This is a genomic window from Vibrio echinoideorum (assembly GCF_024347455.1).
Classification (GTDB): domain Bacteria; phylum Pseudomonadota; class Gammaproteobacteria; order Enterobacterales; family Vibrionaceae; genus Vibrio; species Vibrio echinoideorum.
Window position 1 is genome coordinate 1,052,022 of record NZ_AP025483.1, and the last position, 12,756, is coordinate 1,064,777.

At 44.1% G+C, this 12,756-nt stretch carries 12 protein-coding genes and 1 tRNA gene; 2 read left to right on the top strand and 11 right to left on the bottom strand.

Translation table 11 applies throughout. From position 1 onward, the window contains the following. Nucleotides 1–9: 9 nt before the first annotated feature. The gene (gene rnt / locus OCV36_RS04920) at nt 10–654 is read right to left on the bottom strand and encodes a ribonuclease T (protein ID WP_017061178.1); all 645 of its coding nucleotides are present in this window, start codon (nt 652–654) and stop codon (nt 10–12) included. Nucleotides 655–842: 188 nt separating this feature from the next. Here rnt and motY point away from each other — a divergent pair, with 188 nt between their 5' ends. Further along, on the top strand, nt 843–1,724 hold the full coding sequence (motY, locus tag OCV36_RS04925) for a flagellar protein MotY (RefSeq protein WP_017076184.1): 882 nt from the start codon (nt 843–845) through the stop codon (nt 1,722–1,724). Nucleotides 1,725–1,854: 130 nt separating this feature from the next. On the opposite strand, the gene OCV36_RS04930 is transcribed toward motY, so the two are convergent. The 10 genes from OCV36_RS04930 to OCV36_RS04975 form a co-directional block, all read right to left on the bottom strand. Next, complete coding sequence (locus tag OCV36_RS04930; protein ID WP_017076183.1) at nt 1,855–2,289, bottom strand: DUF2753 domain-containing protein; 435 nt, start codon at nt 2,287–2,289, stop codon at nt 1,855–1,857. Between the two features lie 204 nt (nt 2,290–2,493). Then, nucleotides 2,494–2,910: a lactoylglutathione lyase gene (gene gloA, locus OCV36_RS04935; protein ID WP_017076182.1), complete on the bottom strand. Its 417-nt coding sequence runs from the start codon at nt 2,908–2,910 to the stop codon at nt 2,494–2,496. A gap of 146 nt (nt 2,911–3,056) precedes the next feature. Beyond that, nucleotides 3,057–3,692, bottom strand: a complete 636-nt coding sequence (nth, locus tag OCV36_RS04940) for an endonuclease III (RefSeq protein WP_135454495.1) — start codon at nt 3,690–3,692, stop codon at nt 3,057–3,059. 198 nt (nt 3,693–3,890) lie between these two features. Beyond that, the gene (locus OCV36_RS04945) at nt 3,891–4,583 is read right to left on the bottom strand and encodes an electron transport complex subunit E (protein WP_017076180.1); all 693 of its coding nucleotides are present in this window, start codon (nt 4,581–4,583) and stop codon (nt 3,891–3,893) included. Further along, nucleotides 4,583–5,212: an electron transport complex subunit RsxG gene (gene rsxG / locus OCV36_RS04950; RefSeq protein WP_102552765.1), complete on the bottom strand. Its 630-nt coding sequence runs from the start codon at nt 5,210–5,212 to the stop codon at nt 4,583–4,585. The genes OCV36_RS04945 and rsxG overlap by 1 nt, the downstream gene beginning before the upstream one ends. A gap of 12 nt (nt 5,213–5,224) precedes the next feature. Then, nucleotides 5,225–6,271: an electron transport complex subunit RsxD gene (rsxD, locus tag OCV36_RS04955; RefSeq protein WP_017076178.1), complete on the bottom strand. Its 1,047-nt coding sequence runs from the start codon at nt 6,269–6,271 to the stop codon at nt 5,225–5,227. Continuing rightward, the gene (gene rsxC / locus OCV36_RS04960) at nt 6,271–8,574 is read right to left on the bottom strand and encodes an electron transport complex subunit RsxC (protein ID WP_135454497.1); all 2,304 of its coding nucleotides are present in this window, start codon (nt 8,572–8,574) and stop codon (nt 6,271–6,273) included. The genes rsxD and rsxC overlap by 1 nt, the downstream gene beginning before the upstream one ends. A gap of 7 nt (nt 8,575–8,581) precedes the next feature. After that, a complete protein-coding gene (rsxB, locus tag OCV36_RS04965; RefSeq protein ID WP_004734040.1) occupies nt 8,582–9,175 on the bottom strand; it encodes an electron transport complex subunit RsxB in 594 nt (197 codons plus the stop codon). Nucleotides 9,176–9,177: 2 nt separating this feature from the next. Then, nucleotides 9,178–9,756, bottom strand: a complete 579-nt coding sequence (gene rsxA / locus OCV36_RS04970) for an electron transport complex subunit RsxA (RefSeq protein ID WP_046222689.1) — start codon at nt 9,754–9,756, stop codon at nt 9,178–9,180. A 366-nt stretch (nt 9,757–10,122) separates the two neighbouring features. Then, nucleotides 10,123–10,198, bottom strand: a tRNA-Asn gene (locus OCV36_RS04975). A 509-nt stretch (nt 10,199–10,707) separates the two neighbouring features. On the opposite strand from OCV36_RS04975, the gene uvrB reads away from it, so the two are divergent. Beyond that, nucleotides 10,708–12,738 (top strand): excinuclease ABC subunit UvrB, encoded by a 2,031-nt coding sequence (uvrB, locus tag OCV36_RS04980; protein WP_135454499.1) that lies wholly within the window; start codon nt 10,708–10,710, stop codon nt 12,736–12,738. The last annotated feature ends 18 nt before the right edge of the window (nt 12,739–12,756 follow it).

Below are 12,756 nucleotides of genomic sequence, written 5' to 3' on the forward strand. Positions count from 1 at the left end.
ACTCTATTTTTATTCTTCGTCAACAAGAGGCCAACCACCAAGGGCTTTCCATTTGTTTACTATGCCGCAAAATAACTCTGTGGTTTTTTGCGTATCATATAAAGCAGAGTGTGCTTCTTTGTTGTCAAATTCCATCCCTGCAGTGCGGCAAGCTTTAGCCAAAACGGTTTGACCGTAGGCAAGACCACTAAGAGCTGCAGTGTCAAAAGTTGCAAATGGATGGAAAGGGACGCGTTTAAGCTTACAACGCTCACTTGCTGCATTTACGAAGTTTAAATCGAATGTAGCATTGTGAGCGACCATGATTGCACGACTGCAATCTGAAGCTTTTTGTTCTTTTCTCACTAGCTTGTAGATTTCTTTAAGGGCTTCTTGTTCCGACACAGCACCACGTAATGGGCTAAATGGGTCTTTAATTCCGTTAAAGTCTAATGCTGCCTGCTCTATATTTGCGCCTTCAAAAGGTTCAATGTGAAAATGAAGCGTTGATGCAGGGTGCAGATCTCCGTTCTCATCCATTTTTAATGTAATGGCACAGATCTCTAATAATGCATCGGTTTCTGCGTTAAACCCTGCGGTTTCCACGTCGATGACCACTGGGAAATAGCCGCGAAAGCGTTTTTTTAGGGTCAGAGCTTCGTTTTCTACAGTCATGTTAGCCCAAATAAGTGTGATTAGGGCTGCATTATTGCAGATAATAGCAGTGATAAAAACTAGGGAACGGCAATAATTAGTAAATTAGCTATCCTATTGCGGCTTGATATTTGCATATTTAAACTCGATAGAAATATGCGGCAATTGGCTGCATTGTTAAACGAATTGCTTAAGAGATACTCCACTTTATGAAGAAACAACTCATAACAGGTTCAATGCTATTTTCGCTACTTATGTCGTCATCGGTATTGGCACAAGAAAAGCGTTACGGAGCATCTCCTCAACAGTCGACATGGGAGATGGTGGCCAATACACCACTCGAATGTCGTTTAGTTCATCCGATCCCAAATTTCGGTGATGCTGAGTTCTCATCTCGTGCGAGCAAAAAAATCATTTTGGACTTTGAGCTCAAAATGCGTCGCCCAATGGGGGCGACACGTAATGTAAGCTTGATCTCTATGCCGCCACCTTGGCGCCCGGGCGAAAGTGCTGATCGTATGACAACCATCAAATTCTTCCAACAATTTGACGGCTATGTAGGTGGTCAAACAGCTTGGGGGATCTTGAGCGAACTGGAGAAGGGGCGCTACCCGACATTCAGTTACCAAGAGTGGCAGAGCCGAGATCAGCGTATTGCAGTGTCGTTGTCGTCGGTGCTATTCCAAGAGAAGTACAATGTGTTTAGTGACTGTATCGCCAATTTGTTGCCTTACAGCTTTGAAGATATCTCTTTTACTATTTTGCACTACGATCGTAACAGCGATCAGTTGAACAAGTCGTCGCGTAACAGGCTAAGCCAGATTGCTGATTATGTTCGCTACAACCAAGATATCGATCTTGTGTTAGTGGCAACGTATACCGACTCTGCCGACAGCAAAGGCATTAGTCAGAACCTGTCAGAACGAAGAGCGGAATCGTTAAGAGAATACTTTAAGTCATTGGGTTTGCCGGAAGACCGCATTCAAGTGCAAGGCTATGGTAAGCGTCGCCCAATTGCCGACAACAACTCGCCAATTGGTAAAGACAAAAACCGACGTGTTGTGATCTCTTTAGGTCGCACGCAGGTTTGAGCTGAATAGCTTGTCTAGATAAAGATAAAGATAAAGATAAAGATAAAGATAAAAATGCCCATCTACGTGACGGGCATTTTTTTTGGATAATATGTCGATTTTGGTCTGATGTGGTTATTCAAGACAACCATTAATTCAAGCGGAAACGCGCAATCATTTCACAGTTAGTCGCGGTATCGATTTTTTCCACCATAGAGGCAATTTTAGGGTTTGGATGGCGTTTCATGAAATCGATAAGGGCCTTCTTGCAGCAACCAATAGAATCTATAAAGCTGGAGCATTGTGTATTCGGGCACTGCGGAATCAGTGTCAGTACTTTTTCTGAAGCAAGCTGAAGGTACTTGAGTTCATAGTCAGTATCGCCCGCCCAACGCCAAAACTGTGCGAGATTGTGGCAAGAGATAACCGAAATCAGTAAGCGTTCATCGGCCTGAATATCGGTGCGTTCAGTAATTTCTTCGCTTAAGTTTAGTGCTTGCTGATAGTGAAGAATACTTCGTACAGGATCGTCGAGCTGCAATGCAGTATCGGCAAGTAACGTGTGTTTTTCCCATTCGCTAATCATTGTATTACCTCACTAATCAATAGGTGGTTAATTTAAATGATAATCATTATCATGTAAAGTTTCATCGATGAGATTGTGAATAATACTTAGTAAAGAATATCCATTATGAATGGATTGATAAAAAAGAAGCGAGCATAGTGCTCGCTTCTTTTGTTAATTGGTTTGGCTTTTGCTTTAAAAGCCTAGCATTGTAGTGGTTAGCAATTAACCTTCTAGTCCTGCACTTGCTTGCTTGTTCTGAATAAGTTCAATCATGTAGCCGTCAGGGTCTTTTACGAATGCGATATGAGTTGAACCGCCTTTTACTGGGCCAGCTTCACGAGTCACGTTACCGCCAGCGGCTTTAATCGCGTCACACGTTGTGTAGATGTCATCAACACCGATAGCGACGTGGCCAAAAGCTGAGCCAAGGTCATATTCAGTCGTACCCCAGTTGTAAGTCAGCTCAATCACTGCACCTTGAGATTCGTCACCAAAGCCAACGAAAGCCAGTGTGTATTCGTACTCTTTATTTTCGTTCTTACGTAACAGCTGCATGCCCATTACGTTGGTGTAGAACTCAATAGATTTATCTAGATCACCAACTCGTAGCATGGTGTGTAAAAGACGACCGTTTGACATGATTTGCTCCTAGCATTAACTATGTGTACGTTTTTGTAATTCTTGTCTTATACCGCTTAAAAACCGCGGCGATGTTTAGCTTTTAGTTCTTAACTTCTTAACTTCTTAGCTTAGAGCTTAGAGCTTAGGGTTTAGAGTTTATGAGCTTAGACGTCTGTTTTTTCCTTGAACTCGCACAAATCTTCAATGATACAGCTGCCACAACGCGGTTTACGCGCCACACAGGTGTAACGCCCATGAAGAATAAGCCAATGGTGGACGTCTAGTTTGAATTCTTTTGGGATGACTTTTAATAGCTTTTGTTCGACATCGTCGACCGTTTTACCCATCGCTAACTTAGTGCGGTTTGATACACGGTAGATGTGAGTATCAACGGCAATGGTTGGCCAACCAAAGGCTGTGTTCAATACTACGTTTGCTGTTTTTCGTCCAACACCGGGAAGGGCTTCTAATGCCGCGCGATCTTCCGGAACTCCACCATTGTGTAGGTCAAGTAGCATACGACACGTTTTAATCGTGTTTTCAGCTTTCGAATTAAACAGGCCGATAGTCTTGATGTACTCTTTTAAGCCGTCAACGCCTAGGTCGAAGATAGACTGTGGAGTGTTGGCGACTGGGTAAAGCTTATCAGTGGCTTTGTTGACGCTGACATCGGTTGCTTGTGCAGATAAGAGCACGGCAATCAGCAACTCGAAAGGGCTATTCCAGTTAAGCTCAGTCTCGGGCTTTGGGTTGTTTTCTCTTAAACGCTCAAGTATTTCTACTCGTTTTACATTATTCATAGCGACATTACTTTCAAATAGTTAGGGCTTGAGTATCGTTAACTTGAATTAACTAGTTTCTATATAACAAGTTCGGTAAAACTCAGGCTTTATCATCGGTTACGCGCTCTTATGAGCGTCATTATTATGTGTACTTGGTCAATCTATATCTGCTGAGCGGTTGAGCTACTCAGCAGGGTTTTAAGTTACAGTAACTTATCAGGCATTGGTAACGCGAGCGCGTTCAATGGCTGGTTTTTCTTGCTTTGGCTGTCTAGATTTTACTTGGTTGTCGATGATGTTTTTCAAAGCAATCAAGAAACCCACACCAATAAAGGCACCTGGTGGAAGTAGAGCTAACAAGAAGCTGTTATCAAATTGGAATATCTGGATTCGTAACACTGAAGCCCAGTCACCAAGTAGCAGGTCTGCACCATCAAACAAGGTTCCGTTACCAATAACCTCACGCATCGCACCTAATACAACCAGCACTGATGTCATGCCAAGGCCCATCCAGAAACCATCTTGAGCAGCAGGTAACACTGCATTTTTTGAAGCGAAGGCTTCCGCTCGGCCAATGATGATACAGTTGGTTACGATCAGTGGTATGAAGATACCCAAAGATAGGTAAAGTCCGTACGCGTAGGCATTCATCAGAAGTTGAACACAGGTTACCAGTGAAGCGATGATCATCACGAATACTGGGATTCGAACTTCTTTTGGTACATGGTTACGCACCAAAGAGACACAAACGTTCGAACCGACTAATACAAGCAAGGTAGCGATACCTAATCCAAGAGCGTTAGTCACAGTCGAAGAGACAGCTAACAGCGGACATAAGCCAAGAAGTTGCACTAGGGCAGGGTTGTTGGCCCACATGCCATTTTTAATTAGTGTTTTATGGTCACTCATTATTCACCACCACAATTTAGAGGTTGAGCAAGCAATGCTTGGTTGTTTTGGTTAACGTACTGAACCGCTTGTTTCACTGATTTAACGACGGCTCTTGGCGTAATGGTTGCACCGGTAAACTGGTCGAAGTCACCACCATCTTTACGAACTTTCCAACGATCAAGATTCGACTCGGTTACTTGTTTACCCGAAAATGAGAGTATCCAATCCGTAACTCGAAGGTCAATCTTATCGCCAAGCCCTGGTGTTTCGCGGTGAGAAAGAACACGAGTGCCCAAAATAGTACCGTCAATTTCCATTCCTACAATCACTTTGATTGCACCGTTGTAGCCATCAGGTGCGATGGCTTCAATCGCAATCGCGCTAGGTTCACCGTTGAGTGTAGCAATATAAGCTGGCATCGCTTGCTCAGTCCCCAGTTCTTCTGCTTGAACCAGAGTACAGGCTGAAAACAGCTCATTGTCGTGCAGGTCATGCGGGATCACTTGGTTAAGTACAGACAGTAACTGAGCCTGTTCTTGCTGCTTGATCTGATCTTTGGTCAGGTAGTGAGTTACCGCCACCAAACCTGTCGAAGCGCACGCAAAAATAGCGAGTACAAGGCCGTTTTTCTTAATTGCATTTAGCATGATATCCGCTCCTTAGTGACCGTATGTACGAGGTTTGGTGTAGTAGTCAATCAGTGGAACACACATATTGGCTAATAATACAGCAAATGCCACACCATCAGGGAAACCACCCCAACTGCGGATGATAAATACTAGGCCACCGATCAGAGCACCAAATACCAAGCGACCTTTCACTGTCGTCGAGGCTGAAACCGGATCTGTTGCAATGAAGAATGCACCAAGCATGGTTGCGCCAGATAATAGATGAATGATTGGCGAAGCAGTTTCACCCGGTGTGAATATTAAGAACACTAAGCTAAATAGGGTCAAACTGCCCAGAAATGCTACTGGGATATGCCATTGAATAACACGTTGTTTGATCAGTACCAAACCACCAACTAGATAAGCTAGGTTAACCCATTCCCAGCCTACACCAGCTAACCAACTAAATTGAGGTTGAGACAGTGCTTCAGAAGCGGTGTTGCCCGCCGTTAATGCCGTTTTGAATGCATCAAGTGGGGTTGCCATGGTGGTGCCATCAATACCAAGGCGAGCTTGTTGTAGAGACAAACCTTCATTATTGAAACCAGTAAAGATCATCAAGAATGAGTCAACAAAGCTAGTCGCTTCAGCCGTTAAGCTAGTAGGTGCATTCCAGCTGGTCATCTGAACTGGAAATGAGATCAGCAAAACAACGTAAGCCACCATCGCAGGATTAAATGGGTTTTGCCCAAGGCCACCATAAAGGTGTTTTGCGATGACAATCGCAAAGAACATACCTATAACGATAATCCACCATGGAGAGTGTGGGGGAATCGCGACGCTGAGTAGCCAAGCGGTCACAACAGCACTGTAATCACGCAATGCCATCACTGGCGGGCGTTTTCTTAGCAGCATCACAGCCGCTTCAAAAGTAACAGCAAGTGCAATAGCAAATACTAACTGGATGAGCGTACCCCATCCAAAGAAGTAGGTTTGAGCTAGTAGACCAGGCAATGCACAAATAGCGACCCATTTCATGAGGTCTGGGGTGCTTCTACGATTGTGCGCGTGTGGTGAGCTGGCGATAAAGAAGGCCACTACTCTTTCTCCTCATTATTCTTTTTGTCTTGCTCTTGCTGCGCCTTTCTTGCTTTGGCACTAGCAATCGCTGCAGCAACCGCTGCTTTTTTAGGATCGACGGGTTCTTGTTGAGTCTCAGTCTTTATTTGAACTAAAGGTTCAACCACTGGTTCAGGCGTTTCAGCTGACTCGTCTTGCTTAGCTTGCTGTGCTTTCTTTGCTTTAGCGCGAGCGATGGCTGCAGCGACAGCATCTTTCTTAGCATCGCCACTACTTTCACTTGGATCGTCAGAAGCTGATTCAGCTTGTTGCGCTTTCTTGGCTTTGGCGCGAGCTATTGCAGAAGCAACCGCATCTTTCTTAGCGTCATCTGATTTTTCAACCGGAGCTTCAGAAGCAGATTCTGTTTGTTGTGCTTTCTTCGCTTTAGCGCGAGCAATCGCTGCAGCGACGGCATCTTTCTTAGCATCGCCAGAGCTTTCAGCTGGAGCTTCAGAAGCAGATTCCGTTTTTTGAGTTTTCTTCGCTTTAGCGCGAGCTATTGCAGCAGCGACCGCATCTTTCTTAGCATCGCCAGAGTTCTCTGCCGGAGTATCAGTTGCAACCTGTTGCACCTTACGCTCTCTAGCTTGTCTCTTACGCTCTTCTCGTAACTTAGACATTTCAGAGTTATCAGGTCCAGCATCGTTCGCTTTCTGAGCCGCAGCTTGTTTCGCTTTTGCTTTGGCAATCGCAGCAGCAACCGCAGGTTTCACGGTTGGTTCTGCATTTGGTGTTTGGTCTGCTGCTGATTTTTGCGCTTTAACACGAGCAATCGCAGCAGCAATCGCATCGTCACCGTCAGCGGACTTCATGTCTTTGCGACGGTTATCAGCGGCTTTCTTGAAGCGATTTTCACGCTCGGCTTTGTCACGCTCCATACGAGCGTTTTTCTCTTCGAAACGAATCTTGGCGCGTTCTGCGGCTGTCGCTTCATCTTTTCTTGTTTTGATTTCTGCTTTTGCTTGGCGATAGTACTGAACGAGTGGGATTTCACTTGGGCAGACAAAAGCACAAGCACCACATTCAATACAGTCTTTCATATTTAGCTCTTCACACTTATCCAACTCGTTGGCTTTTGCATGCCATTGCAGTTGTTGAGGAAGTAGTGATGCGGGGCAAGCTTCGGCACATGCACTGCATCGAATACATTCCATCTCGTAAGTGCTTGGTGAAATCTCACGGCGCGTTGGCGCTAAAATACAGTTCGATGTTTTGGTAATTGGCACATTGGCATGTGGCAAGGTGAAGCCCATCATAGGGCCGCCCAAAATCAAACGTGGCAGTTTTTTATCGGCTTTGTAGCCAAACTCTTCAAGCAATTCATGTACTGGTGTGCCTAGTAGCGCCCAAACGTTACGAGGTTGCTTAAAGGTTTTACCGGTTAAGGTCACAACGCGGTTAACCACAGGTTCGCCGTCAATTACCGCTCGCTTAATAGAATAAAGAGAGCCGACGTTTTGAACTAAAACACCAATATCCGCGGGAATGCCGCCAGCAGGAACCTCTTTGTTGGTGAGGATCTTGATAAGCTGCTTCTCACCACCAGAAGGGTATTTGGTTGGGATAACGCGAATGACGATGTCTTTGTCTTTCGCTGCAATCTCAAGTGCTTTTATCGCATCAGGTTTGTTGTCTTCAATGCCGATCACGGTTAGCTTTGGTTGAAGGATGTGTTCAACTACTTCGATGCCTTTTAATACTTCGTCGGCATGCTCTTGAAGCAACTTGTCATCAGAGGTGATGTAAGGTTCACACTCAGCGGCGTTGACAATCAAAATGTCGGTACGGCCTAAGCCTGATTGAAGCTTTTTAGCTGTGGGGAAGCCTGCGCCGCCCATGCCTGAGATACCAGCTTGGCGAATCACATCAAGCAGTTCATCAGATGTTTTTGATGAAAAGTCTTCAACAGGGTGTTTTTCAACCCAAGTGTCTAGTCCATCAGGTTTAATAACCACGCAAACTTCGCTCAAGCCTGAAGGGTGAGCGGTGGTTCTTGGCTCGATCTCGGTAATTACACCCGATGTTGGTGCGTGTACCGGCAAAGTGAAACCAGTATCTAAAGCCGTGAGTTGCTGACCTTTTAGTACTGTGTCACCAATAGCAACCAGTAGGTTACCGGGCTTACCGATGTGTTGTTTCACAGGAAGAACTATTTCTTCAGGGAGCCTTGCATGAACGATATCAGTAGCATTCGACTGTTTCTTGTTTTCAGCAGGGTGCACGCCGCCCGGAAAGTTCCAAATAGAGCCCGTGCGAATTTGTTCAATTAAAGAGATCATACTAACCCTATGCTTTAGGCTCTGACGCGGTCGCATCAGTCGCTTGGTTAGTGATATCAGTAACAGGAATGATGTTCATCTGCCATTTCCAATTTTCAGTCGTTGTTGCCACTGGAATCATTTCGATACAGTCTGTTGGACAAGGTGCAACACATAGGTCACAACCTGTACATTCATCTTTGATTACTGTGTGTAGCGCTTTAGTGCCACCAACAATGGCGTCAACAGGGCAGGCTTGAATACACTTGGTACAGCCAATACACATATCTTCATGAATGAAGGCAACGGTTTTTACTTTGTTATCTAAGTCATGAGCGGAGTCTTCAACTTCTACGCCCATCAAGTCTGCTAGTTTCTCAATGGTTGCTTGGCCGCCAGGAGGACATTTGTTGATTTTGTCTCCATTGGCAATCGCTTCTGCGTATGGGCGACAGCCTGGGTAGCCACACTGGCCACATTGAGTTTGCGGTAATATTGTGTCGATTTGATCAACGATAGGATCGGCTTCTACCTTAAAGCGGATAGAGGCAAAGCCCAAAATAGCACCAAAAACGGCCGCTAAAACAGCGAGTGCAATGATCGCAATTAAGATGGTACTCATGCCTACTTCACCAATCCAGTAAAGCCCATAAATGCCAGAGACATTAGGCCAGCTGTAATCATTGCGATTGATGCGCCTTTAAATGGCATTGGTACATCAGCTACCGTAATACGCTCACGCATTGCAGCAAATAAGATCAACACGAGAGAGAAACCAACCGCTGCGCCAAAACCATAGATGATCGACTGAATGAAGTTGTGGTTCTCATTAATGTTCAACAGTGCCACACCTAACACCGCGCAGTTGGTGGTGATAAGAGGCAGGAATATACCCAATAGGCGATATAGAGTAGGACTTGTTTTGTGAACAACCATTTCCGTAAATTGAACGACCACCGCGATAACCAAGATGAAACTCATGGTACGCAGGTATTCAATACCCAGAGGGGTAAGGATGTAGGTTTCTACTAGGTATGCTGATACCGACGCTAACGTCAGAACGAAAGTCGTCGCGAGGCCCATGCCAATGGCGGTCTCCAGTTTCTTGGAGACTCCCATAAACGGACATAGCCCTAAAAACTTCACTAGCACAAAGTTATTGACCAGCACTGTGCCAACCAACAACAAAAGGTATTCGGTCATAATGGATTAATTCTTGAGATTCCGATCCCGATATTATCCTGCTTTGCTCACCTAATAACAACCAAGGATCACTAGGGATTTAGGTGCTTGGTGAAAAAATCATCAGGTAATCGTTTGATTATTAAAGTTACGGTAAGTATAGACGGCCAATTTTTACTTCGTGAGACTAGTTTATAGGGGGAGTTGCTCTGGATCTTTCATAAGATCATTCTTGAATTGAACTCGATCTGCTTCCTGCGAATAGGGTCATATTTGTGGATTTTGTGCTCAGAACTATCAAAAAGAGAAGGAAAGAGGCGAGTCGAATACGCTCCCAAAGCACTAAAACGCAAAAAGCCGCATCGAGTGATGCGGCTTCTTTAAATTTGGCTCCCCTTGCAAGACTTGAACTTGCGACATACGGATTAACAGTCCGCCGTTCTACCAACTGAACTAAAGGGGAATTGCTTGTTAGCGACGCGAATTCTAATAATAGTCCGATTTTCTGTCAATAAAAAATAGAAGAAAAAAGTAAGATAAAAAACTTTACTTTCTTGAACGCCTTACCGGATTTAGCTTTGCTTTAGTTATCCACCAAAATTGTGGATAAGTATGTGTGCGAAACTTTAACAACAATAATTGGCATAAATCTGAAAATGCAAAAAATACGACTAAGATTATGTATTTAAAGGATTTGTATCAAAATATCACGGTTGTATAACTTTTTTAGATTATAAAGGGAACAGTAGAACAAGCGGTATTTTTAGATTTTTTGGGGAAAAGTAGTGGATTAAAATTTGAGTAATTTAGCTGAGGAAACTTTGCAGGGGCACGGATAATACCAAGTTCTAAAACTAAAAGCTATAACTGATCTCTAATCTTAAGATGCATTTCTCTAGATAATAGTTGCAACAACACTCCTCCTAGAGTGACAATGACCTGATTATAAAAACAGTATGGAAATGGCGACCTATGAGTAAACTCTTTGACTTGGTATCGGACTATAGCCCATCCGGAGATCAGCCGACTGCGATAACCAAATTACTAGATGGATTGGATTCTGGTTTAGCACATCAAACTCTATTGGGGGTTACGGGCTCTGGTAAAACCTTTACGTTAGCCAACGTCATTTCTCAGTCTCAAAGACCTGCAATTTTGTTAGCCCCTAACAAAACGTTGGCAGCTCAACTTTATGGCGAGATGAAATCTTTCTTTCCGAATAACTCCGTTGAGTACTTTGTTTCTTACTACGATTATTACCAACCGGAAGCCTACGTTCCAACCACGGATACCTTCATCGAGAAAGATGCGTCGATAAATGCTCATATTGAGCAAATGAGACTTTCAGCCACCAAAGCTTTGTTAGAAAGAAAAGATGCCATTATTGTTGCGTCTGTATCGGCTATCTACGGTCTTGGTGATCCTAAGTCCTATTTAAAAATGATGCTTCATTTGAGTCGTGGTGAGGTTATGGACCAGCGAGATATTTTGCGCCGTTTGGCTGAACTGCAATATTCGAGAAACGATGTCGCGTTTGAGCGTGGGCAGTTCCGTGTTCGTGGTGAGGTGATTGATATCTTTCCCGCTGAATCTGACCAAGATGCGGTTCGAATTGAAATGTTCGATGATGAAGTGGATTGCATTAGCATCTTTGACCCACTTACCGGCGCGATTAAGCAAAGAGACTTACCTCGATTTACTGTTTATCCAAAAACTCACTATGTCACGCCAAGAGAGAAAATCATTGAAGCGATTGAGAAAATTAAGGATGAACTACGGGATAGAGCTCAATACCTAAAAGACAACAACAAACTGTTAGAAGAACAGCGTATCTCTCAGAGAACTCAGTTTGATATCGAGATGATGACTGAGCTTGGTTTCTGTTCGGGTATTGAAAACTATTCACGATATTTGAGTGGCCGTGCGGAAGGAGAGGCGCCTCCTACGTTATTTGACTACTTACCTAATGATGGTCTTCTGATCATCGATGAATCGCACGTTACTGTGCCGCAAATCGGCGCTATGTATAAAGGTGACCGTTCTCGTAAGGAAACCTTAGTGGAGTTTGGCTTTAGGCTGCCTTCTGCGTTGGATAACCGACCGATGAAGTTTGAAGAGTTTGAGTCTATCTCTCCACAAACCATTTTTGTGTCAGCAACGCCTGGAAATTATGAGATCGAAAAATCAGATGGCGAAATCGCTGACCAAGTAGTGCGTCCGACTGGCTTGCTCGATCCTATTATTGAAGTAAGGCCAGTGGCGACTCAGGTTGATGACTTATTGTCTGAGATTAGAATTCGCTCAGTCAAAGAAGAGCGAGTGTTGGTTACAACATTGACTAAAAGAATGGCGGAAGACTTAACCGAATACCTAAGTGAACATGGTGTTAAAGTGCGTTACTTGCACTCAGATATCGATACTGTCGAACGTGTAGAAATCATTCGGGACCTACGTTTAGGTGAGTTTGACGTGTTAGTGGGCATTAACTTACTTCGTGAGGGTTTGGATATGCCTGAAGTATCGCTGGTGGCGATTCTTGATGCAGACAAAGAGGGCTTCTTACGTTCTGAACGTTCTCTTATTCAAACTATTGGTCGTGCGGCACGTAACTTAGAAGGTCGAGCGATTTTGTACGGAGACTCAATTACTAAGTCGATGAGAAAAGCGATTGATGAAACGGATCGTCGTAGAGAGAAACAACAGATTTACAATGAAGAACAGGGTATTACGCCTCAAGCGCTTAAACGTAGTATCAAAGATATTATGGAGCTGGGCGACCTAACTAAGTCAAAACAACAGCGACAATCTAAGCAAGTACCACTGTCTAAAGTTGCTGAGCATTCTGAAAATTACACAGTGCTTACTCCACAGCAGCTTGATAAAGAGATCAGTAAATTAGAAGGTGCTATGTATCAGCATGCTCAAAATTTGGAGTTTGAGTTGGCAGCGCAAAAACGTGATGAGATAGAACAGTTGAGAAAGCAGTTTATTACGAATAGCTGATACGGAACGTACTTGAGG

Bases quoted from the DNA above. Each gene is read 5' to 3' on its own strand.
- rnt (WP_017061178.1), bottom strand. From the start codon at position 654: ATGACTGTAGAAAACGAAGCTCTGACCCTAAAAAAACGCTTTCGCGGC.
- motY (WP_017076184.1), top strand. From the start codon at position 843: ATGAAGAAACAACTCATAACAGGTTCAATGCTATTTTCGCTACTTATG.
- OCV36_RS04930 (WP_017076183.1), bottom strand. From the start codon at position 2,289: ATGATTAGCGAATGGGAAAAACACACGTTACTTGCCGATACTGCATTG.
- gloA (WP_017076182.1), bottom strand. From the start codon at position 2,910: ATGTCAAACGGTCGTCTTTTACACACCATGCTACGAGTTGGTGATCTA.
- nth (WP_135454495.1), bottom strand. From the start codon at position 3,692: ATGAATAATGTAAAACGAGTAGAAATACTTGAGCGTTTAAGAGAAAAC.
- OCV36_RS04945 (WP_017076180.1), bottom strand. From the start codon at position 4,583: ATGAGTGACCATAAAACACTAATTAAAAATGGCATGTGGGCCAACAAC.
- rsxG (WP_102552765.1), bottom strand. From the start codon at position 5,212: ATGCTAAATGCAATTAAGAAAAACGGCCTTGTACTCGCTATTTTTGCG.
- rsxC (WP_135454497.1), bottom strand. From the start codon at position 8,574: ATGATCTCTTTAATTGAACAAATTCGCACGGGCTCTATTTGGAACTTT.
- rsxB (WP_004734040.1), bottom strand. From the start codon at position 9,175: ATGAGTACCATCTTAATTGCGATCATTGCACTCGCTGTTTTAGCGGCC.
- rsxA (WP_046222689.1), bottom strand. From the start codon at position 9,756: ATGACCGAATACCTTTTGTTGTTGGTTGGCACAGTGCTGGTCAATAAC.
- uvrB (WP_135454499.1), top strand. From the start codon at position 10,708: ATGAGTAAACTCTTTGACTTGGTATCGGACTATAGCCCATCCGGAGAT.